Below are 20,386 nucleotides of genomic sequence, written 5' to 3'. Positions count from 1 at the left end.
TCCGACGACGAAGCCTCGGTTCAGGCCGTGACGGCGCCCGGGTCCGCGAAGGCCCCGTCGGCCGTGAAGGCTCGGTCGGCGAAGCGTTCCCCGATGACGCGGTGGGTGGCGGCGTCGGGGTGGAGTTGATCGGGTAACGGCAGATCGACGTGGTCGGCTTCGCCGTACAGATCGCATCCGTCGAGGTAGTGCAGATGGGGGTCGTCCATCGCCCGCTGCGCCACGATTCGAGCCAACTCGTCCCGGATGGTTCGGAGCGTCAACTTTCCCGCAGCGCGCTCGGCGGGATCTCCCGTAGCCACGAATCGCAGCTCTCCCCTGCCGAGCGCATCGAAGTCGAAGGCGCCGGGTCCCGGAGTGTCCTCGTGAATAGGGCAATGAATCGGCGAGACGATCAACAGCGGCGTGGTGGGATGGCCTTCCCGGATGGTGTCGAGGAAGCCATGCACGGCCGGGCCGAACGCACGCAAGCGCATCACGTCGGTATTGACCAGATTGATGCCGATTTTGACGCTGATCAGGTCGGCGGGGGTGTCGCGTAGCGCGCGGGCGGTGAACGGGTCCAGCAGGGCGCTGCCGCCCAACCCGAGATTGATCAGTTCCACACCCCCACGGGCGGCGGCTAGTGCCGGCCAGGTGGTGGAGGGACCGGCGGCACCGGAGCCATGACTGATCGAGCTGCCGTGATGCAGCCACACGCGGCGACCCTCGTCCGGCGCAGCCTCGATCTCTGCGTCGGTGCGCAAGCCGACGAGTTCGGTGCACTCATTGTGTGGCAGCCAGATCTGCACGGTCTTGACGAGGTCGGACAGATCCGTGAAACGGACAGTGCTGACGGGTCCCGTCTGCCTCTGCGCGGTCCCCGTCGCCATATCGATGGTCACCGTATCGCCACCCGGCGCGCTGGCCTGACCGACCAGTCGACCGTCGACGAGCAGGTCGTACACCCCGTGAGGTCGCGGCGGAGCCCCGTTGTAGATCAATTTGGTGGGCAGCGTGTCGAGTTCGATAGTCGTTGCGCGAGTGCGGAAAACCAGCCGCACGCCTGAGGGCTGTGCTTCCGCCATCGTCAGTTGACTGTCGGCGCATTGCGCGCGGGCGCGGGCCGGAAGGCGGTGCGGGACTATGCCGCGCTCGGTGCGCTCGAGCTCGAGAGCGCCGAACAGAAGATCCTCGGTGCGGGCAGTGGTGATCCAGCTGTTCTGGGTGTGCATGGGTTTCACCTGTACGTGGTTTGTGGGTGCCGCAGCCGCCGTGGTGCCGGCGACAGCGACGTTCGGGCATCACGACAACGTGACTATAGATGATAGTAATTTGCCTATACTATATAGGCAAATGGATCACTATCGGTCGGATGGAGCAGGTCGGACATGGCACGTGCAGGGCTCACCCCGGAACGCCTCACCCAGGCAGGGGCCGAACTGGCGGACGAAGTCGGCTTCGAGCAGGTGACAGTGTCCGCAGTCGCCCGGCAATTCGACGTCAAGGCCGCAAGCCTGTACTCCCACCTGAAGAGCACCCAGGACCTCAAGACCAGGATTGCTCTTCTCGCCCTCGAGGAAATGGCAGAGCAGGCCGCGGACGCTGTGGCCGGCCGTTCCGGCCATGACGCCCTGATCGCCTTCGCGAACGTCTACCGCAGCTACGCGAGAGCGCACCCCGGCCGGTACGCCGCGTCCCAGATGCAACTCGATCCGGAGACTGCGGCCGCGAGCGCAGGCAGACGCCATTCACAGATGATGCGCGCAATTCTGCGAGGCTACGGCCTTACCGACCTGGATCAGACTCACGCAGTTCGATTGCTGGGCAGCGTCTTCCATGGCTATGCCAGCCTCGAATCGGTCGGAGCCTTCAGCCACAGCCCACCGGACAGCGAGGACAGCTGGCCCAGAATTCTCGATGCACTCGACTCCATGCTGACCAACTGGCCTACTCACTAGTCGATGCCGGATCTGTCCCAGGCAGGGATTCAGGGCAACCGGTCCGTCGCCGTCTACCCGAATCACGACCCGTGGGTTCACTCAACTCGCGGACGCGCGTGAGCCGGCAGCTGTCCAGAGCTTGATCGAGCAGATCCCCGCGGCGTGGGGCGGCATCGACGTGCTGGTGCACAATGCGCTCACCCCGTAATGCAATCAAGCCCCCACCTACATCCGCCCGGATGCCCCCGCGATTCGGGCCGTCGTCCGCGCCCACCGACCGGGCCCTCCAGGTGATCCACAGCGATCACCGTGGTCTCCGTCGAACTCTGCGTCCGAGGAACTGTCGCCGCGACCGAGTTCTACGGCACCCGACCATCGCCCGCTGAGCCCGGCACACGCCGCCCACGACGGATGCTCGCCGCAACCCCGCCGGACGCGCATCCACCTCGAGAGCCGTCGGACATCCTCGACGACACGGCGGGTTCGCTCCGCAGCAATCGTTCATGGAGAGCTTCTCACCGGTGCCCCCGACGACCGGGATGGAGGGTTACGGCGGGCATCGTCGACCGCGGTCCGACGTTCCGCGATCGCGGAAATCAACTTCGACGTCGGAGTTTCAGTGGACGGACGGGCGTTGCCCTTCCACTATTGGTTGCGATGGCCGAGGGGTGCACCGGGGCGCGCACAGATGAGCGCGCGGTACCGCCACCGGCCTTTCGCTCAGGCATCGCCGTGGCGTCTGTGTTTCCGACGGCACGCGCATGTTTGAGAGGATGGCTCGCCGTCAACCCAGTGATCGACCGAATCGGTATTGCGGGACCGGTTCGGTCTGGAAAATCGGTCGGGAGGATCCTCGTGTACATCGCACGCAGGGCTGCCGCAGCGGTGGTGGTGGTGGTGGGCCTGGCGGCAGCGATGCTGTCCGCCTGCTCGCCCGGAAACTCGCCCGGCGGGGACAGCAGCGGTGTCGTGAACGCATGGGCCGGTGAGCCGCAGAACCCGTTGGTTCCCACCGACACCAGTGAGAGCTGGGGTGGCCGCGTCGTCGATTCCGTGTTCGCGGGTCTCGTTTCCTACAACGCCGACGGCGGGGTCGAGAACGAGGTCGCCGAGTCCATCGAGACCACCGACGGCAAGAACTTCACCGTGAAGCTGAAGGACGGCTGGACGTTCACCGACGGCACCCCGGTCACCGCCGCCTCCTTCGTCGACGCCTGGAACTACGGCGCGTTGTCGACGAACGCACAGATCCAGGCATCCTTCTTCGACCCGATCCAGGGCTACGACGAGGTGGCGGCCGAGAACCCGACGGCGCAAACCATGTCGGGCCTGAAGGTGGTCGACGACTCCACGTTCACCATCGAACTCAAGCAACCCGAGGCGGTGGCGTACAAGGACATGGCCGCGTTCGGGAAAAATCCGGTCGGCAACGGCCCGTACATGATGTCCGGCCCCGGTGCCTGGCAGCACAACGTCCGGATCGACACGGTCGCGAACCCCGACTACACCGGCAACCGCAAACCGAAGAACGCCGGCGTCGACTTCGTCATGTACAACAGCCTCGACACCGCCTACACGGATCTGCTCGCGGGCAACGTCGACGTCCTCGATCAGGTGCCGCCGAGCGCGGTCACCACGTTCGAGACCGACCTGCCGGGCCGCACCGTGAACCAGCCGTCCGCGACCATCGAGACGTTCACGATCCCGGGCCGTCTGCCGCACTTCAGCGGCGAGGAGGGCACGCTGCGCCGCCAGGCCATCTCCATGTCGATCAACCGCGACCAGATCACCCGGCAGATCTACAACAACACCCGCACCCCGGCCCTCGACTTCACCAGTCCCGCGATCGAGGGCTGGTCGGATTCGCTGGCCGGCAACGGCAACCTGAAGTACGACCCGGAGGCGGCGAAGCGGCTGTGGGCGCAGGCCGACGCCATCGCCCCGTGGTCGGGCAGTTTCGAGATCGCGTACAACGGCGACGGCGGGCACAAGGAATGGGTGGACGCCACCGCCAACAACATTCGCAACACGCTCGGTATCGACGCGAAGGGCAAGGAGTACCCCACGTTCGCGCAGATCCGCACCGAGGCCACCAACCGGACCATCCCCAGCGCATTCCGTTCGGGATGGCAGGGCGACTACCCGCAGCAGTACGGTTTCCTCGCGCAGAACTACCAGACCGGCGGCAGTTCCAACGACGGCGACTACTCGAACCCCGAATTCGATCGGCTGCTACGCGCCTCCGCGGGCGCGTCCGACCCGCAGAAGGCGCAGGACCTGTTGAATCAGGCACAGGAGGTTCTGCTGCGCGATCTGCCCGCCGTCCCGATGTGGTATCGCAACGCCGCCAGCGGCTGGTCGGAGAACGTCTCGAACGTGACCATCGACTGGAAGGGCATCCCGATGTACTCCGACATCGAGAAGAACCGGCCCGCTGACCAATCGTGAGCCCCGCCGCCCAGGATTCCCTGACGTAAGCCGAGCGCCGGTGGCCACCAAATCTACTGCGGCGCTGCCGCTACCCGGACGAGCACACATGGCGGAGGGGAGCGCGATCGCCACCAGGGCTGCCCTCGCGGATTCGCCTCGACACTTGTATGAACGACGTTGTGCAGGGCGCGGGTCCGGACTACACCGAACGCTGGTTCAGCTGGACGCGGTCGGGTGAGGAATCCGAAGCGTGCCCGGACGGTTGCTGTTGGGCTACCCCTGCCCGCAGGGACTCGAAGATGGCAAGCCCCTGGCCGACCAGGCCGGTGGCGATCTCGCCGAGACCGTCGGCGCCGTTGAGTACGGTCAGATTCGCTCCCGATAGACCCTGCGCAGCCTGCTTGACAATTTCGGGCAGCTGGTCGATCAGCATCCGGTCCAATGCCACCCGGTCGTGTGACGCGGCGGCCTCGGCCTGAATCTTCATCTTCTCCGCGTCCGCGAGGGCGAGAATCCGGACGCGCTCCGCCTCCGCCTCGGCAGGTTTGACCACCTCGGCGACCAGCTCCTGCTGGCGTAGCTCGGCCGCGCGCTGCGCCAGTTCCGTCTTCATCGCCAGCACCTCGCGTTGCGCCTGGGCCTGCGCCAACGGACCTGCCTGTGCAGCTTCGGCCTGGGCCCTGTCGACCTCGGCTTTGTACTGCGCCTGCACGATCGCGGTCTCCCGCGCGAACTGCGCTTGATTGCGCTGCGACTCCTGCTCCGCCTCCGCCGCCGCCTGATTGGCGCGAGACTGCGCGATCTGCGCCTGCTGTTGAATGGCTGCGTTGTGCGGCGCGGACATCGCGAGGATGTAACCGAGGTTACCGTCGTCGATCGACTGGATCTGCAACGCGTCGACGGTCAACCCGATCTTGACCATTTCCTCCTTCGACCCGTCGAGCACCTCGCTCGCGAGTTTCTGCCGTTCCTTGATGATCTGCTCGACCGTCATCGATCCGATGATCGAGCGCAGATGCCCGGCGAAGATGCGGCCGGTGAGCACCGACATCTGATCCTGGTCGGACAGAAAGCGTTGGCCCGCACTGATGATACTTTCGCTGTCGTTTCCGACCTTGAACGCGATGACGGCGCGAACGTTGAGACTGATTCCCTGCTGGGTCACGCATCGCTCCTCGACCTCGGCCTCACACATCGCCAACGTCAGGAATCGGACCTTGCGGAAGAACGGCATGATGAAGGTGCCATGACCGGTGACGACCCGGAACGGTGCATTACCTCCGCTTCGCCCGCCCGAGATCAGCATTGCCTCATCTGGTGCAGGCACCCGGTAACCGAACATGTTTCGTCCCTTCTCGTTATTTGATCGACGGGTCGCGGCCCGGTCCCTTGTCGGGCGGGCAGTCTCGTCACAGCCCCAACGCCATCCACGACTCGACCTGGACCGTGCGGGCGCCGCGCACGTCGACGACCAGTACCTCGGTGCCGCGCGGCAGCGGCTCCTCGGACCAGGCGAGGTACGCCTCCCTCGATCCGCGGACCGTCACGAGCACTTCGCCCGCTCCATCGGGTCCCCGGGTCGCGACTGTCAGCGAACCTACACAACCGATGACCGACAACTCGTTCACACCTGCCATGTTCCTCTTCTCACCGCCCGCAGCCATTTCGCCACCCTGATCCGAGACGGAAATTGGCAATTACTCGGCGAACCCGGATGCGTGGTGCGACTTCTGCAGCGTGATCGAGCACCTCAGTGAACTCAACGCGCAGAACCAGGGATTCACCGAGGCGTTCACCGCCGAGTATCCCGGCACCATCCAACTGGTCGCATATCGGAAAGACCACAGCTCGGAATTACGGCCGGCTCAGACAATAGCCTCGAGTTCGTCATCCATCACCGTCTCCGCAAATAGCAGACACGCTCCAGCGGGTCACGTCATTCGGCCCGCTGGACAGCTGGCGCTTCCGTGTCGAGCTTTCCTGACTCGAGGACCGCGGCACGCTCGACGGTCAGCAAACTCTCCGCGCTGTGCTCCTCGTGGTATCTGCGGCCCCCACCACGGACGCCGAACAGCCGTTTACTCCAGATCAGCCACACGACGGCGGCGATGTTCACGAGCAACAGGACTACCCGCAGCACCGTCACCTTCTCGAAAAGCTCGAAAATCTCCAGTGGAAGGAAAAGGCTGGTCGCGACGACGGCGAAATACTCGCCCCACCGCCTGACGAGCCACAGACCGACCGCCTCGATCAACTGCAGTAGCGCATATAGCAGTATGGCAAGCGCCAGCCAGGTCAGCGTGGTCGACGACAGCGCGAAGGTGTCGTCGATGGTCTTGATAATCTTCGACTCGTCGATATTCCAGCCCAACTGGTTCGCGAGGGGCCGGATGAGGGGAAGTTCGTTGTCGAACGACTCCTTCACATGCGTCTTCGACGTCCGGAGATGAAAAATACCCAAGGCCACCAGAATCAGTACGAGCGCTCGGAGCACGCGTTCGACCGCGAGCAGGCGCATAATGACCCGATCCCGCAGCAAGCGCCCACGCGGAACCTCCGGGGCCTTGTCGGCCGGCCCGGACGCCTTCGGCGGGCCGGGAACGAAGTTGGCGCAGCGCAGACACCGCCATGCTTCACCCGCCGGCGTGTCCACCCGCAACCGGGCCCGCAGCGCCGGTTCGTCAGGGGCGTAGGTCTCGTGCCCGTGCCAACTGCACGAGCGGAGCGCGAAGTCCACAGCCGGAGCGTACCCATTCCCCCCTGTTTGCGGGCATACCAACGATCGATCGAGGACTAGAATTCGGTATGTGGAGCGATGCGTTCCGAAGGCCTTCTTGGTCGCACCCGCGGCGATCGCACTGGCCGCTCTTGGAGCCGGGGCGGCATCCGCCGACGCGACCGTGACCGCGGTCGGCGGACGGGGCCAGGTGGCCGTGACCGCGAAGGGCGACGACACGACGCGAGAGTGCGATTTCAGCGTCCTGGACCCATCCAAAGAGACGATCGCGACAAAAGAAATCACTTTGGTGCCGAAGGCGACACAGACCGTGAAGCTCACCAGCATCCCATCGGGCAGCTTCTACACAGTCGTCATGGATTGCACCGGCCAGAATACGACATCGGTTGAGAACATCGCGGTCCGCTCTGCGCCCGATCCCCATTGATTCGCTGGATCCCACCAAGGACGAGTCTTACGTCGTGTCCCGCTTGCCGGTTTCCATGAAAACCACCTGCCGACCGATTTCCACGGCGTGATCGTAGAAGCGTTCGTAGAAGCGGCCGAGCAGCGTCACATCGATTGCGGCTTGGACTCCGTGTGGCCAATGCCCGGAGGTGGTGTGTGCGAGCAGAGTACGGTTGAGATCGTCCATCTCGTCGTCGGTGTGCTCGAGCCTCCTGGCCCGTTCGACGTTCCGGTTCCGCAGGACATCGCCGGCCTCCGCCGTGTGGGCGGCGGCGAGTCGTCCCATATTCGTGAAGATTTCGCGCACCTCCACCGGGAGCACGTAGGTGGGGTGCCGACGGCGGGTGAGCTTACAGATATGGATTGCGAGTCCGCCCATCCTCTGCAGATCGGCGGAGATGTGCAGCCCGCCGACCAAGATCCGCAGGTCCGCCGCGACGGGGGCCTGCAGCGCGATGAGCGCGAAAGCCTTGTTCTCCCATCCCTGTGCGGCATCATCGAACCATTCGCGAGGGGAGATCACCTGTTCGGCCGCGCGGAGATCGGCGGCCAGAAGGGCCCGGGTGGCATCCGCGATGGCCGTTTCGGCATGCCCGCATATCGCTCCCGTCGACACCGCATGGGGGCGCCGGCGGGAGCCGATCGCACCGGCCCCCGCGTCGCCAGCGGCGAGGACTCGGTACACCGCCTCGTATCGGTTGCAGCGAACGAGGGCAGCACCCGAATACTATTCCAGCGCAATCCAAGAAGGGAAGGAAAGTGCCGTCGTTCTCAGCGCGTTCTCAGCGACCGCTCGCACTCGAGTACAGTCGCGTTGCCGTTCACCCGGATGGACGCCGCTTCTCAGCGTTTACACAGGATGTGAGACATATTCTCCGAGAGGGAGATCTGCGTCCTCAGTGCAACTTGTCGCAATCGCTCTGGCCGCGCTGCGCCCCATAAAGCCCGATCGACGTCGACACTGGGCGCCGCCGGCGCCGCAGACACCAAACTTTTCCCCTCCTGCCCTTACACTTTGGCGCGTGGATCGACGTCAGTTCTTGACCCTGCTCGCCTCGGCGACCGTGGCCATCGCCACCGGTGCGGGCTACGCAATCAGCGGCCGCGCCACGGCGGGCGAAGCAATGCCCGATCCCACCGAGCCGGGCCCACCCCCGGCACCCGCGCCCCCTCCGGCGAGTCCGCCGGTATTACCGCCACCGCCGCCGGCGTCGAGGGTCCGGTTACCCGGCGGCGGCGCGTTGACCGCACTGCCAGGCACGGGGGATCTTCTCGCGCTCACCGTCGACGACGGTGTGAACAGCGAGGTCGTCCGCCTCTACACCCAGTTCGCGAAGGACACGGGCATCCGACTCACCTATTTCGTGAACGGGCAGTACCCGTCCTGGACCGACAACACGGCGCTGTTGCGGCCGTTGGTGGACTCCGGTCAGATCCAGCTCGGCAACCACACCTGGTCTCACCCGGATCTGACCACGGTGTCGAAATCCAGGATCGCGGAGGAATTGACCAAGAACGACAGGTTTCTGAAGAACACCTACGGTGTCGATGCAACACCATATTTTCGTCCTCCGTACGGCAACCACAACACCACGGTCGATGCGGTGGCCGCGAGCCTCGGATACACCGTCCCCACCCTGTGGTTCGGGTCCTTGTCCGACTCCCAGCTGATCACCGAGGACTATCTGATGCAGATGGCCGACAAGTACTTCACCCCGCAGGCAATCGTCATCGGACACCTCAATTACCTGCCCGTCACCCACGTGTATCCGCACCTCGTTCAGATCATCCGCGACCGCAAACTCCGAACCGTCACTCTGCACGACGTCTTTCTACAGCCATAGCGGTTGTCGGAAAGCGGCTTCATGTCGCGGGACGCCTTTTCCTCAGAGTTTTCTCATCCACACTTAGCGGTGTGTGAAGGAGCGGGCCCTACCGTCAGTGAGCGCGGCAGGGCGCCGCGTGTGGCCCAGGACGGGAGTACAGGAATGACACCGATGAGCAGGGTAATTCGGGCAGCGATTGTGGCGGTCGGGGTATCGGTGGTGGGTGGATTGTCGGTCTCCGCGGCGCAGGCCGCTCCGCTCTCCCATCTGGACAAGGCGCCGACACCGACCGCGGTGTGCACCGCGGGACAGATCGCCGCCGCCCGCGCCGACAGCGCACCGAAAGTCTCCGCATATCTGCAGGCGCATCCCGACGTCGATCAGGAACTGACCGCACTGCGGATGGAGCCTAGGGACCAGCGCAAGTCCGACGCGAAGGCGTACTTCGCCGCGCACCCGGATGCCGCGGCGGCGTTGAAAGACGCTCGCTCGGCCGAACACGCCCTGCGACAGCAGTGCCGGATGCGATAAGCGGCGCAGACCGATTCGGCGGCAAGATTGTCGAGTATGAACGCTGCTCGAAAGATTCTGATGGTGGACGACGACCCGGACGTGCGCCGCTCGGTGGCTCGTGGTCTGCGAATGTCCGGGTTCACCGTCGACACCGCAGTGGACGGCCGCGACGCCCTCCGCCAGGTCGGCGCCGCCGCGCCGGACGCGGTGGTGCTCGACATCCAGATGCCCGGCCTCGACGGGGTCGCGGTGGTCACGGCCTTGCGAGCGATGGGCAACGACGTCCCTATCTGCGTGCTCAGCGCGTTGGACACCGTCAACGACCGGGTTGCCGGCTTGGAGGCGGGCGCCGACGACTACCTGATCAAGCCTTTCGACATCACCGAACTGGTGGCGCGGTTGCATGCCTTGCTGCGCCGAGGAACGGCACTCCCCCAGCGCGGTGCGGCGCGCACGATCGGCTCCGTTCACATCGACCCGGCCAGTCGACTCGTCTTCGCCGACGGAGTTCGAGTCGATCTGACCAAACGGGAGTTCGAACTGCTCGCGGCGTTGAGTGACAACATCGGTGTCGTCGTGGCCCGGGAACGGTTGATGGAGCTGGTCTGGGGTTACGACTTCAGCGCCGACACCAATGTCGTCGACGTGTTCATCAGTTATCTCCGCAGGAAACTCGAAGCCGGCGGGGCCGCGCGGGTGGTCCAGACCGTGCGTGGTGTCGGATTCGTCCTGCGCGAGGACCCGGTCCGGTGAGCCCGTCATCGCCTGGGTTGCCGAAACGGTCGCTGTCGGTGCGGGCCCGGGTCGCGTGGGCGGCGGGACTCGCGGCCGCGCTGGTCGTATTGCTCGGGGCCGGCCTGGCTGCGGTGACATGGGTGACCAACGAGTATCAGCAACGCGACCGCCGCGTCGACGCCGTGGCCGAAGCCTTGGCCGGTAGCGGAAACCCGATCACCCGCGGTCAGGGATACGTCGCAACTCTCAGGATCGACGACACCGTCGCCGAAACGACGCCGGTGATTCTGCCCGCGACGACGCCCGGGCTGAGCACCGCAGTCGTTCACGGGGTCACGTATCGGGTGCGCACCCTTCCCGTGGCCGGACCCGGCGGGGCGCTGTTGTCGGTGGGAGTGCGGGACAACCCAACCAGAGTGCTGGTCGGTCCGCTCGCCCGCCGCCTCGCCCTCGCCGGGGCTCTGGCGGTTGCCCTTGCCGCGGCATTGGGCTGGTGGTTCGCCGGCCGTGCCGTGCGCCCGCTGCGCCAGCTGATCACCCAGACCCGCACCCTGACCTCCGAGGGCGTCCCTGCGCCCGCCCCGGTGCGCGGCGCCGCCGAGGCAGAGGAGCTCTCCCGCGCGATCACCGACATGTGGACCCGAATGACCATTGCACAGGAACGCACCCGGTCGGCGTTGGATTCCGCCCGCGGCTTCGCCGCTGCCGCTGCCCACGAACTGCGCACTCCCCTCACCGCGATGCGCACGGATCTGGACATGCTGCGTACTCAACCGCTCGGACAGCCCGAACTCGACGAGATCCTGGGCGACCTGATCCGCACGCAACGACGCGTCGAGTCGACCGTCACCGCGCTCGGTCACCTCGCTGCCGGCGAGATGATGAGGCCCGAGGACCGGATCACGTTCGACGTCACCGAATTATTCGACCGCTTGGCACAGGAAGATGCGCGCACACATCCCACCGTGCGGATTACGACCCGCGGCGATCAGCCCCTCCTCATGACCGGATGGCCCGACGGCATCCGGCTCGCGGCCGACAACCTGGTCCGCAACGCCCTCACCCACGGGCGCGCAACGGAAATCGAACTGTCCGCCACCGTCGTCGACCACGCAGACCGCCGACGGATCGAGCTGTGCGTCGACGACAACGGTGTCGGCCTGCCCCTGACCTACCGTGAACGCGTCCTGGGACGATTTGAACGCGGACCCCACCCGCAGGTCAGCGGATCCGGCCTAGGTCTCGCTCTCGTCGCGCAACAAGCCGCGCTCCACGGCGGCAGTATCACCCTCACCGACAGCCCGCTCGGCGGGCTGCGCGCAACCCTGAAGATCGACACCACTGACGTCACCGCGAGATAGCCTCCCACGCCGTTCCGACCCGCACCATCGACACGGTCCACCGTGTGGGCCACCGGCTGACGACCGCGTCTACGGATTCGGCTGCCCCGCCGGAAGGGTGATCACGACCCGTGTCCCGCCACCCGCCGTCGAGTCGATCCGCACCGAACCGTCATGGGCTGAGACGATTTCGGCGACGATCGCCAAACCGAGACCGGATCCTCCCGCGTACCGCGATCTCGCCGAGTCCAGTCTCACGAACCGCTCGAACACCCGCATCCTGTCGGGCTCCGGTATCCCCGGTCCGTCGTCGTCGACAACGACGTACGCGGTACCGCCCCGACGGTGGACCGCCGCCGTCACGGTCGTGGCCGCGTACCGCACTGCGTTGTCGATCAGGTTTCGCACCGCCCGCGACAGCTGATCCGCGTCACCGCGAATGCGCACCGGAGTCACCTCGGCTTTCACGGTGACGCGGTCACCGGGACGTGTGCGGCGGACTTCGCTGTCGACGACGTCGTCGAGATCGACATCGACGACCCGGAGCGGCAGGCCCCGCTCGTCGGCCCGCGCCAGCAAGACCAGGTCGTCGACGAGTAGCTGCATCCGCATCGCCTCGGGCAGGAGGGTGCCACGGATCAGCTCCTGGTCGAGGATTTCGGGGCGCGCATCAGCCACCTCCAAGGCCGCGGTCACGGTCGCCAGGGGATTGCGCAACTCGTGGGAGGCATCGGCGACGAACCGCCGCTGAGCGGCATGCCCGCTCTGCAGACGGGCGAGCATGTCGTTCATCGTGCATGCGAGCGCGGCGATCTCGTCGCGTGGGCGCGGTACCGGTACTCGTTCGCTCAGATCGGTGCTCGAAATCGTGGCCACCTCGGTGCGGATCCGTTCGACCGACCGCAATGAGCGCCGTACCAGTTTGAAGGTCGCCGCCGCCGCGACGACGGCGATGACCGGTGCCCCGACCGCGAGGAGTCCGCCGACGGTGGCCAAGGTCGCCTCCACCGGCTCCTCGCTGGCAGCAACGATCACGCTGTAGTCGCCGCCGACCCCGCGCGTCCCCTGCACCGTGACCCGAAGATCGGCCCCATCCGCTCCCGGTGTGACCAACCCGCGAAGTGGTTCGCTCCCCGGCGGGGGCTGGATCCCGGTGACCGGGAGACCGGGCTCGTCCGCCGAGGATCGCACCACCCGGCTTCCGCTGTCGACGACCTGCACCAGGGTGATGCGCTGATCGGTGTCGAGGAGCTGGCTGTCGAGGTCGGCCGGTGAGTCGGTGCGCAATCCGGCGACGATGTCTGCGGCGCGGGAGGTCGCGGCCTCGTCGAGCGCGAAGAGCAGGGCCCGGTCGAGCACGAACAGCAGCGCCGCCGCGCCTAACGCCAGTGCGGCCGCGACCACCACACCGGCACTCAGGGCCGAACGCAGGGCCAGCCCCCACCGGGACGGTGTCAACCACATCGGTGCGACATTCATGTCGGCCATCATCCGCCATATTTTCTGCCACCGGCTGGGCCCCGGGTACCGCGTCGCGTATTCGTGAAGCGGACCCTCGCGATCGAGGAAACGGCCATTGAGGAACCAATCGGACCACAGCCCGTTGATGGGGCACCGCACCCACCACACAGCACCCCGAGTCGCATCGCTGCCGGGTATCACGCGTAGTTTCCCCAACCTGTGACGTCAATCGCCCCTAGTTCGAAAAGACTTTCTGCCAATGCATCTCGTGAGGCCAGAGGATCTTGCTGCTCTCAGCGATTTCTCAACGAACTCCACATACGTTCGGTAGTGATCCTTCTACGGACGGGAGGTTTACATCATGGAGTCTCCGCTCTCCGAACCCGCACCAAACGAGCCGGAACGCTCCCCTTCCGTCACGGGCAGCAGTTCCGTTGCGCAGCCGAGACCGAGCAGCAATGCCGGCTGGGCGGTGGTGTCACTGCTGTTTTTCTGGCCGCTGGCATTTTCTGCGTTTCACCACGCGTTCGAGGTGTATCCATTGTGGGCCGGTGGTGATACCGACGGCGCACTCTACGCCTCGCGCCGGGTCCGCAAACTCGGCCAGTTGTCGCTGTGGATCTTCGGCGCCCTGCTGCTCCTCGCGGTCGTCCTGTACGTGATCGCGGCGATTGTGCTGATCTCCCACGGCGGGGACGGCGGCCAGTTCCACCACCACCGAAGCGAGTGACATCCACCGACGGGCGCTCACCACCGACGGATCCGCTCGAGGGTGGCTAATCGCGGTGAACCCGCCGGCACATGAGGCCCGGTCCCCCGGCGGCCCCTGAACCGGTTGGAGGATGTATGGGGCCGCCGACAGAGGGCGGGTGCCCGCGTTCCGCCGACGGCACGATCACCGCACCACACCCTCAGGGCCGGGCACCACCGGTTCTCAGTGTTTCCACAGCGGCGGCACTCGACACTGGAGGGGTGTCGCGCACACTGCCGTTGGTGCAGGAGGTCGTCACCGAGGTGGTGACCGAGAGCGCGACGATGGAGATCGCATTACCCGCCCTGGCGATCGCCGCGGCCGTGTTCGGAGCCGGATTCTTCGCCACCGGGCCGGTGCTGCCCACCGGGCTGAGGGTCTCGGGGTTGGCCGCGGCCCTGGCGGTCTTCTGCGTTCACATCCACGTCGGGGGATGGTTGACCGGCGCAGACCGGCCAATCGCGTCGTTTCTGGACGGTCATCACACCGCGCTGCTCGACGAGCTCACGCGCCTGAGCGGCGCCCCGGCCAGTGCGGTCGCCGTAACCACGGGCACTGCGGTCTGGGCCCTTGCACTGCGGCACCGCAGGAGGGACGCTGCCGCCGGGATGGTTCTGGCAGCGGTGGGGGCCGCGGCGCTCGGCGGCGCCGCGCTGGCCGACGACGGCGGATCTGTGCTGCCGGGTGCAGTATTCGCTGCCTTGACTGCATTGTTCGGACTCTTCACCGCGATCGCGAGCGTCATCCGTTCGCGCCCCCGCCGGGTCGGCGCGGTCGGTGCCGGCGTGCTCGCGGTCGTCGCCGCTCCGGTCGGTCGGCTGTATTCGGGGGACGATCGCCTGACCGTTGTCATTGTCGCGATGCTGCTCGCCGCACTCGTCGTTACATGCGCGGCAGGACCGGTGCGGCGCGCCGCCGCCGAGACGCGGTCACGGCACACTGCATCGTCCTTTCGGCGAGGGCGTGCGGCGTGGCGGTATTGGGCCGCGGTGCCGTGGTGCCGTGGTGCGCGACCGTACGGCTCGAACCCGGGACGTCGGGCGTACAGATGAGCGTGTCCGGGTTCACTTCACCGTTGTGGTTGCTGTTCGCGGCAATCATTGCCGCCCTGCTGGCCGGGTATCTGTGGGTGCAGCGCCGGAGACGCAGAAACTTTCTGCGGTTCACCAACTTCGAACTGCTCGACAGCGTGGCACCCCGCCGACGTGGGTTGTCCCGGCATGTCCCCATTGCGCTGATGCTGATCGGCCTGGTGCTGTTGACGGTCGCACTGGCCGGGCCGACCGCCGCCCGTAGGGTTCCGCGCAATCGGGCCACGGTGATGCTGGTGATCGACGTGTCGTTATCGATGCGTTCGACGGATGTGTCACCGACACGTCTCGCGGCGGCGCAGGCCGGCGCGAAGACGTTCGCCGAGACCCTCACCCCGGGCATCAATCTCGGGCTCGAGTCGTTTGCCGGAACGGCGTCGGTTCTGGTCTCCCCTGTCGTCGACCATGCCGCCGTCTCACGCGCGCTCGATCACCTCCAATTGGCCGAGCGGACCGCGACCGGGGAAGCAATTTTCACCGCGTTGCAGGCGATCGACACCCTCGGTAGCGTGCTCGGCGGTGGCGACGGCGGTCCGCCGCCGGCCCGGATCGTCCTGTTGTCGGACGGCAAACAGACCGAGCCCGCCGCCCTGGACGACCCGCGCGGCGCGTTCACCGCCGCCCGGCTGGCGAAACAGAAGAACGTCCCGATCTCGACGATCTCCTTCGGCACCACCCACGGCACGGTCGACATTCAAGGCCGGACCGTCCCCGTCCCCGTCGACGACGACTCCCTCCGGGAGATCGCCGACCTATCCGGTGGATCATTCTTCACCGCCACCACCGCCGACGAACTCGATGCCAGCTACCAGGACCTCCAGCAGCAGATCGGTTACGAGAACCAACTCGGCGACGCCAGCCGGCCCTGGCTGATCCTCGGTTCCGCACTGGTCGCCGCGGCCGCCGCCACGGGCCTAGCGTTGACCCGGCGCCTGGCCTGAGGACCCCGGCCCGTCGTCGAGCAAGGGAACGGGCCACCACCAGGGCTGGGCGTATCACAGCACTCAGCGCCTGCTCAGCCACAGGTCCCTACAGTCGGGCATTGTGAACGAGACGACGCGGTCCGCGGCTGCCACGACTGGGCGCACGATGCTGAGTAAGGTGCCCGAGATCACGGTGTGGTTCTGGGTCATCAAGATCCTGTGCACGACCGTGGGTGAGAGCTTCGCCGACTGGATCGACATGACTCTGGGTGTCGGTCTGAACACGACCGCCCTCATCTTCACGGTGATACTTGGCGCGGTGCTGGGATGGCAGCTTCGCCTGGACCGGTACGTGCCGATCGCCTACTGGCTGACGGTTGTTGTGCTCAGCGTGACCGGCACGCTCTACACGGACATTCTCACCGACGCTCTCCGTGTTCCGCTCGCGGTGAGCACGAGCATCTTCGCAGGGGCACTCGCCGTCGTTTTCGGCGTCTGGTACGCCCGGGAGCGGACATTGTCGATCCACAGCATCGTCACGTTTGCTCGTGAGTTGTTCTATTGGCTCGCCGTGCTGATCACCTTCGCGCTCGGCACGGCCGCGGGTGACTGGACGCTCGAGCTCACCGGCTGGGGGCCGGGAGTATCGGTGCTCCTGCCGGCCGGTCTGATCGTCTTGATCGTGTTCGGCTGGCGACTGGGGGCGAACGCCGTGCTGTCGTTCTGGCTCGCCTACATCCTCACTCGTCCGCTGGGGGCGAACCTCGGTGACTGGCTGGCGTCCCCCTCGGCCGAGCACGGCCTCGGGTGGGGTACCGCCCTGACCAGTGTGGTCTTCCTCGTTGCGATCCTCGCGACGGTCGGGTACCTCACCCTCACCCGCAGCGACGTCATCGAAGAGCACGAACGGACCCACACTCCGACCGTCACCACGACTGCGGCCCGCGAGCGGATCATGCTCGGGTACTACGCCGCAGTCGCGGTCGCGACCGGCGCACTGCTCCTCTGGGCGGCCGGGCAGCCACACGTGACCGTGGCGAGCGAGGAGGACGAATCCGGTACGCCGCCGGTGACCGCGACACTCGACCCGGGTCAGGCGACCGCGCATTTCCCACCGGCACAGGTCGCCAAGTTCCGCACCATCGCCCAGGACACGCTCACCAAGGTGCAGGCCGGGCAGCAGGCTGACGCCAAGGCGCGGATCAAGGACCTCGAAACTGCATGGGACGACGACGAGCCGACACTGCGCCCCGCCGACCAAACGGCGTGGAGCGTCCTCGACGGCCGGATCGACGCCGTCCTTCAGGCCGTGCGAGCAAGCAGACCCGACCCCGCCACCGAGACACAGGGACTCACCGCTCTGTTGACTGAGCTTCGGTGAGGACAACTCCTCGAAATCGTCGACCATGACCTCGCCCCGGACGCAGGGCGACCGCAAGAGGTAGCACAGCGAAACTCCGTCGGGTCACCGTCCGCGGCGCGGCAACGTCGCCCGACCACGGCAATCGAACCGCACTCCTCCGCTCATTCCCGCAGTAGCGACGGCTGACGCGAAGTGAGCCTTCGCCCGACTCGTTAGGGTGTCCAGACGCCGGACTGACAGCCATTTTCGCGGCTGCTATCACCTGGCTGAGTGACGCCGACCAGCATGCAAACATCGCAAGATCGACGCCTGTGGTCACCGTCTGTTCTCACCGCTGTCGGCGTGTGCACCGAGAAACACGACCTGACATTGGGCAGTTCGACGTAATCGGACATAAATTGCTGCGGATCGGGAACGCCCGGGTCGGTGCCGGCCGACCAACTATCCATCCACAATCCAGCTGAACTCGGCGGACCATGTTGGCGTCATGGTGATTTCAACTCTCGATGCCGGGATCTGGTTGATGGATTATCGACCGAATCAGCGGTTTCATCGACGGAGAAAATACATGCCCTCTGAACTGACACTCTCGACCCTTGATGTGATCGAAGTGTCGTGGTTCGACCCCGACGCGGCGGCCTTGCGAGCAGCCATGGCCGCAGAGGTCGGGCCGCGATACAGCGACCGGGTGTCGACGGCAGACCGCACAGCCACCAATGCGGTTGACCCGCAGTCCGTTTTCCTCACAGTGGTCGCGTATGCCGTGCATACCGAAACCCGAGAAGCCGTCGGCCACGCCGCGCTTCGGCGGAACGGCGAGGATCTGGAGTTGAAGCGGATGTTCGTCAAAAGCGAGCACCGCGGAACCGGTGTATCGACGGCATTGTTGAGCGCGGTCGAAGATGCCGCTGTAAGGGCGGCACGATCTCGTTTGATCCTCCAGACCGGCGACCGGCAACCGGATGCGGTGAGATTATACGAGAAGAGTGGTTACTCCCGGATTCCGACCTTCTCCCCTTACGAAATCCTGCCCTTCTCGAAGTGTTTCGAGAAGGTATTCGACCACCGGTGACGGCGGACGACGTCGTCGACACGACGACCACCGTGCCGGGCTCACCGGCCGGCCGCGGAATTGTTGCTGCACGTTCACCCGGAATCCCGGAGATTCGACCCCTTCTGCGGAGGTGCCGATCGGGGTGTACTACGGGCCGACCCAGAGCGAAGGAGGTAGTCGAAGCGATGTCGACACTCGTGACAACACTGCAGCCTGAAGACACCGAGCTGTGGCAATGGCGACTGGCGGCGCGGTGCCAGGAGGAAGATGCCGAGATCTTCTTCCCGGCGGATGCCGAACGCAGGAACGCGCGATCTGAGCGGGAAGATCTCGCCAAGGAATTCTGCCGCGGCTGCGCGGTGGTGGAGCAATGCCTCGAATACGCCCTCCACACCGGCCAACAGCACGGCGTCTGGGGTGCGACGACACCGGGTGAACGGCTCGCACGACTCGGCGGGTAAGCGACCGGTCCCATCGGCTTCCTGCACCCGCCGCTCTACAGCATGATTTATCGAGTTCGACTCGACGTTCGCTTCACATGCTGTCGAAGATGAGATGTTCGGGGACTCCCGCCGACTCTGCGGCGGTCACGGCGTCGAGAAGGTCGTCGGTGAGTTGCTGGAATGTCGCGGAAAGGACCCGTTGCAGGGGCTGGTCGCCCGCATCGGTGTCCATGACGTCGGTGTCCATGAAACTGTGCAGCATGGCGCAGGTGTCGCGCACCTGCTCCAGCGCCCGGCGCTGATTCTGGTTCATCGGCCGTGCGGCGGGCGCCCCACGGTCGACGTCGGCGTCGCTCGCCCGGACCGGGGAGGACACGCGCACCCGACTGCCTGCAGCAGGTCGAGCCGCAGTCGCTCGTAGGTGGCCACCCACCGATGGTCGACAGGTTCGTCGCGAAGATACGCGTTCAGGGCCGCACCGTTGCTACCGGTATCCAACCATCGGCGTAGATCGGTGGTGCGGTCCTGAACGTGCTGCAACAACATCTGTGACGAAACGGGCATCGGGTCTCCTACCTCTCAACTTTACCTACAGCGGCAGTGGATTCGAATACGTTGCACGTCAAGCTCTTTCGGTGGTCATTGTGAAGGATGCGCGCGCATGACGGAGCATTTCCCCGGAATGCCTTCGGACGTCGACACCGCATCGCGGCCCCGGGACAGCGAACGAGCCCGGGTCGACGCCCCGTCCGGGGACTGCTGGACACCCGACCGAGTGGCGTCGACGTGGGGAGATCAGGTATACCTCTAAAACAGGGTGCCCGGTTTGTTATCTGGTACGAGGCGTAGCCGACAAGCAGCACACGAACGACATCACCATCGGTTTTCCTGGCGTGCGGATCTGTTCACGGGTTCCACTCTTCGGGACGAAAGGAACGGCAGTGCCCCCGCGCGACACTTACCCACCGACACCGGACTACGTCATCTGCACCCGCCCCGGGAATTGGGAGATCCGCGCCGCGTGCCGCGGAGTCGCATCGTCCGTGTTCTTCTCCCCCGACGGAGAACGCGGTATTGCCCGGGCCCGACGCGAATCGGGCGCCCGAGAGATCTGTCACGACTGCCCTGTCCTCGCCCAGTGCCGCGACCACGCTTTGAGCAACGGCGAACCCTACGGAATCTGGGGTGGTATGACCGAAGCCGACCGCCGACGGCACACTCGCACACTCCGTCGCGGCCAACACTGACACGCGCCCATTCACCCGCGCCCGGCGCCGACCCCCGGCACTCCCCCAGCGGGAATTGCCGAAAGTTCCGTGAACACGCACGGAGGGCCGAAAAATGGTCGCC

Annotated in this window: 23 protein-coding genes; 15 read left to right on the top strand and 8 right to left on the bottom strand. The window is 65.8% G+C overall.

Annotated features, from left to right (window positions below):
* Positions 1 to 20: 20 nt before the first annotated feature.
* On the bottom strand, positions 21 to 1,214 hold the full coding sequence (locus H0B43_RS33350) for a GDSL-type esterase/lipase family protein (protein WP_185724053.1): 1,194 nt from the start codon (positions 1,212 to 1,214) through the stop codon (positions 21 to 23).
* Between the two features lie 156 nt (positions 1,215 to 1,370).
* On the opposite strand from H0B43_RS33350, the gene H0B43_RS33345 reads away from it, so the two are divergent.
* Positions 1,371 to 1,940: a TetR/AcrR family transcriptional regulator gene (locus tag H0B43_RS33345; RefSeq protein ID WP_185724054.1), complete on the top strand. Its 570-nt coding sequence runs from the start codon at positions 1,371 to 1,373 to the stop codon at positions 1,938 to 1,940.
* Between the two features lie 897 nt (positions 1,941 to 2,837).
* Positions 2,838 to 4,370 (top strand): ABC transporter substrate-binding protein, encoded by a 1,533-nt coding sequence (locus tag H0B43_RS33340; protein ID WP_185729700.1) that lies wholly within the window; start codon positions 2,838 to 2,840, stop codon positions 4,368 to 4,370.
* 181 nt (positions 4,371 to 4,551) lie between these two features.
* On the opposite strand, the gene H0B43_RS33335 is transcribed toward H0B43_RS33340, so the two are convergent.
* The 3 genes from H0B43_RS33335 to H0B43_RS33325 form a co-directional block, all read right to left on the bottom strand.
* The gene (locus H0B43_RS33335) at positions 4,552 to 5,694 is read right to left on the bottom strand and encodes a flotillin family protein (RefSeq protein WP_185724055.1); all 1,143 of its coding nucleotides are present in this window, start codon (positions 5,692 to 5,694) and stop codon (positions 4,552 to 4,554) included.
* Between the two features lie 67 nt (positions 5,695 to 5,761).
* Positions 5,762 to 5,989 carry a hypothetical protein gene (locus H0B43_RS33330; RefSeq protein WP_185724056.1) on the bottom strand — a complete coding sequence of 76 codons (228 nt, stop codon included), beginning with the start codon at positions 5,987 to 5,989 and terminating at the stop codon, positions 5,762 to 5,764.
* A 299-nt stretch (positions 5,990 to 6,288) separates the two neighbouring features.
* Entirely contained in the window at positions 6,289 to 7,089 is an 801-nt protein-coding gene (locus H0B43_RS33325; protein WP_185724057.1) for a DUF2127 domain-containing protein, read from the bottom strand.
* 97 nt (positions 7,090 to 7,186) lie between these two features.
* On the opposite strand from H0B43_RS33325, the gene H0B43_RS41940 reads away from it, so the two are divergent.
* Complete coding sequence (locus tag H0B43_RS41940; protein WP_185724058.1) at positions 7,187 to 7,516, top strand: hypothetical protein; 330 nt, start codon at positions 7,187 to 7,189, stop codon at positions 7,514 to 7,516.
* Positions 7,517 to 7,543: 27 nt separating this feature from the next.
* On the opposite strand, the gene phoU is transcribed toward H0B43_RS41940, so the two are convergent.
* The gene (gene phoU, locus H0B43_RS33315; RefSeq protein WP_312033626.1) at positions 7,544 to 8,221 is read right to left on the bottom strand and encodes a phosphate signaling complex protein PhoU; all 678 of its coding nucleotides are present in this window, start codon (positions 8,219 to 8,221) and stop codon (positions 7,544 to 7,546) included.
* 337 nt (positions 8,222 to 8,558) lie between these two features.
* Between phoU and H0B43_RS41935 the strand changes: the two genes are divergently transcribed.
* The 4 genes from H0B43_RS41935 to H0B43_RS33295 all read left to right on the top strand — a co-directional run bounded on the left by H0B43_RS41935 (position 8,559) and on the right by H0B43_RS33295 (position 11,971).
* Positions 8,559 to 9,380, top strand: coding sequence for a polysaccharide deacetylase family protein (locus tag H0B43_RS41935; protein ID WP_185724059.1), 822 nt, complete (start codon positions 8,559 to 8,561; stop codon positions 9,378 to 9,380).
* 153 nt (positions 9,381 to 9,533) lie between these two features.
* Positions 9,534 to 9,893 carry a hemophore-related protein gene (locus H0B43_RS33305; RefSeq protein ID WP_185724060.1) on the top strand — a complete coding sequence of 120 codons (360 nt, stop codon included), beginning with the start codon at positions 9,534 to 9,536 and terminating at the stop codon, positions 9,891 to 9,893.
* A 54-nt stretch (positions 9,894 to 9,947) separates the two neighbouring features.
* Positions 9,948 to 10,628 carry a response regulator transcription factor gene (locus H0B43_RS33300; RefSeq protein ID WP_312033993.1) on the top strand — a complete coding sequence of 227 codons (681 nt, stop codon included), beginning with the start codon at positions 9,948 to 9,950 and terminating at the stop codon, positions 10,626 to 10,628.
* Positions 10,625 to 11,971 (top strand): HAMP domain-containing sensor histidine kinase, encoded by a 1,347-nt coding sequence (locus H0B43_RS33295; RefSeq protein WP_312033627.1) that lies wholly within the window; start codon positions 10,625 to 10,627, stop codon positions 11,969 to 11,971. The genes H0B43_RS33300 and H0B43_RS33295 overlap by 4 nt, the downstream gene beginning before the upstream one ends.
* A gap of 69 nt (positions 11,972 to 12,040) precedes the next feature.
* On the opposite strand, the gene H0B43_RS33290 is transcribed toward H0B43_RS33295, so the two are convergent.
* On the bottom strand, positions 12,041 to 13,429 hold the full coding sequence (locus H0B43_RS33290; RefSeq protein WP_185724061.1) for a HAMP domain-containing sensor histidine kinase: 1,389 nt from the start codon (positions 13,427 to 13,429) through the stop codon (positions 12,041 to 12,043).
* A gap of 343 nt (positions 13,430 to 13,772) precedes the next feature.
* Between H0B43_RS33290 and H0B43_RS33285 the strand changes: the two genes are divergently transcribed.
* From H0B43_RS33285 to H0B43_RS33260, 6 genes are all read left to right on the top strand, one after another.
* On the top strand, positions 13,773 to 14,141 hold the full coding sequence (locus tag H0B43_RS33285) for a CD225/dispanin family protein (RefSeq protein ID WP_185724062.1): 369 nt from the start codon (positions 13,773 to 13,775) through the stop codon (positions 14,139 to 14,141).
* Positions 14,142 to 14,383: 242 nt separating this feature from the next.
* Positions 14,384 to 15,214: a hypothetical protein gene (locus H0B43_RS33280; RefSeq protein ID WP_185724063.1), complete on the top strand. Its 831-nt coding sequence runs from the start codon at positions 14,384 to 14,386 to the stop codon at positions 15,212 to 15,214.
* Positions 15,211 to 16,194, top strand: coding sequence for a VWA domain-containing protein (locus H0B43_RS33275; protein ID WP_185724064.1), 984 nt, complete (start codon positions 15,211 to 15,213; stop codon positions 16,192 to 16,194). Before H0B43_RS33280 ends, H0B43_RS33275 begins: the two co-directional genes overlap by 4 nt.
* A 103-nt stretch (positions 16,195 to 16,297) precedes the next feature.
* Positions 16,298 to 17,557: a hypothetical protein gene (locus H0B43_RS33270; protein WP_397517429.1), complete on the top strand. Its 1,260-nt coding sequence runs from the start codon at positions 16,298 to 16,300 to the stop codon at positions 17,555 to 17,557.
* A gap of 550 nt (positions 17,558 to 18,107) precedes the next feature.
* Positions 18,108 to 18,611, top strand: a complete 504-nt coding sequence (locus H0B43_RS33265; RefSeq protein ID WP_185724065.1) for a GNAT family N-acetyltransferase — start codon at positions 18,108 to 18,110, stop codon at positions 18,609 to 18,611.
* A 167-nt stretch (positions 18,612 to 18,778) separates the two neighbouring features.
* Positions 18,779 to 19,054 carry a WhiB family transcriptional regulator gene (locus H0B43_RS33260; protein WP_185724066.1) on the top strand — a complete coding sequence of 92 codons (276 nt, stop codon included), beginning with the start codon at positions 18,779 to 18,781 and terminating at the stop codon, positions 19,052 to 19,054.
* Positions 19,055 to 19,127: 73 nt separating this feature from the next.
* On the opposite strand, the gene H0B43_RS33255 is transcribed toward H0B43_RS33260, so the two are convergent.
* Together H0B43_RS33255 and H0B43_RS33250 are read right to left on the bottom strand one after the other, a co-directional pair.
* Positions 19,128 to 19,349 carry a hypothetical protein gene (locus H0B43_RS33255; protein ID WP_185724067.1) on the bottom strand — a complete coding sequence of 74 codons (222 nt, stop codon included), beginning with the start codon at positions 19,347 to 19,349 and terminating at the stop codon, positions 19,128 to 19,130.
* Positions 19,346 to 19,600 carry a hypothetical protein gene (locus tag H0B43_RS33250; protein ID WP_185724068.1) on the bottom strand — a complete coding sequence of 85 codons (255 nt, stop codon included), beginning with the start codon at positions 19,598 to 19,600 and terminating at the stop codon, positions 19,346 to 19,348. Before H0B43_RS33250 ends, H0B43_RS33255 begins: the two co-directional genes overlap by 4 nt.
* Before the next feature lie 97 nt (positions 19,601 to 19,697).
* Here H0B43_RS33250 and H0B43_RS33245 point away from each other — a divergent pair, with 97 nt between their 5' ends.
* Entirely contained in the window at positions 19,698 to 19,847 is a 150-nt protein-coding gene (locus H0B43_RS33245) for a hypothetical protein (protein ID WP_185724069.1), read from the top strand.
* Between the two features lie 172 nt (positions 19,848 to 20,019).
* Positions 20,020 to 20,283: a WhiB family transcriptional regulator gene (locus tag H0B43_RS41930; protein WP_185950102.1), complete on the top strand. Its 264-nt coding sequence runs from the start codon at positions 20,020 to 20,022 to the stop codon at positions 20,281 to 20,283.
* Positions 20,284 to 20,386 lie beyond the last annotated feature (103 nt).

This window comes from Rhodococcus sp. 4CII, from assembly GCF_014256275.1.
GTDB lineage: Bacteria > Actinomycetota > Actinomycetes > Mycobacteriales > Mycobacteriaceae > Rhodococcus_F > Rhodococcus_F wratislaviensis_A.
The sequence above is the reverse complement of the archived record's forward strand: the minus strand, read 5'-3'. Positions and strand labels throughout refer to the sequence as shown.

Excerpts from the sequence above, each read along its gene's own strand:
- H0B43_RS33340 (WP_185729700.1), top strand. The coding sequence starts at position 2,838 with ATGCTGTCCGCCTGCTCGCCCGGAAACTCGCCCGGCGGGGACAGCAGC.
- H0B43_RS33260 (WP_185724066.1), top strand. The coding sequence starts at position 18,779 with ATGTCGACACTCGTGACAACACTGCAGCCTGAAGACACCGAGCTGTGG.
- H0B43_RS33265 (WP_185724065.1), top strand. The coding sequence starts at position 18,108 with ATGCCCTCTGAACTGACACTCTCGACCCTTGATGTGATCGAAGTGTCG.
- H0B43_RS33250 (WP_185724068.1), bottom strand. The coding sequence starts at position 19,600 with ATGCCCGTTTCGTCACAGATGTTGTTGCAGCACGTTCAGGACCGCACC.
- H0B43_RS33345 (WP_185724054.1), top strand. The coding sequence starts at position 1,371 with ATGGCACGTGCAGGGCTCACCCCGGAACGCCTCACCCAGGCAGGGGCC.
- H0B43_RS33245 (WP_185724069.1), top strand. The coding sequence starts at position 19,698 with ATGACGGAGCATTTCCCCGGAATGCCTTCGGACGTCGACACCGCATCG.
- H0B43_RS33290 (WP_185724061.1), bottom strand. The coding sequence starts at position 13,429 with ATGAATGTCGCACCGATGTGGTTGACACCGTCCCGGTGGGGGCTGGCC.
- H0B43_RS33275 (WP_185724064.1), top strand. The coding sequence starts at position 15,211 with ATGAGCGTGTCCGGGTTCACTTCACCGTTGTGGTTGCTGTTCGCGGCA.
- H0B43_RS33285 (WP_185724062.1), top strand. The coding sequence starts at position 13,773 with ATGGAGTCTCCGCTCTCCGAACCCGCACCAAACGAGCCGGAACGCTCC.
- H0B43_RS33335 (WP_185724055.1), bottom strand. The coding sequence starts at position 5,694 with ATGTTCGGTTACCGGGTGCCTGCACCAGATGAGGCAATGCTGATCTCG.
- H0B43_RS33350 (WP_185724053.1), bottom strand. The coding sequence starts at position 1,214 with ATGCACACCCAGAACAGCTGGATCACCACTGCCCGCACCGAGGATCTT.
- H0B43_RS33330 (WP_185724056.1), bottom strand. The coding sequence starts at position 5,989 with ATGGCAGGTGTGAACGAGTTGTCGGTCATCGGTTGTGTAGGTTCGCTG.
- H0B43_RS33305 (WP_185724060.1), top strand. The coding sequence starts at position 9,534 with ATGAGCAGGGTAATTCGGGCAGCGATTGTGGCGGTCGGGGTATCGGTG.
- H0B43_RS33255 (WP_185724067.1), bottom strand. The coding sequence starts at position 19,349 with ATGAACCAGAATCAGCGCCGGGCGCTGGAGCAGGTGCGCGACACCTGC.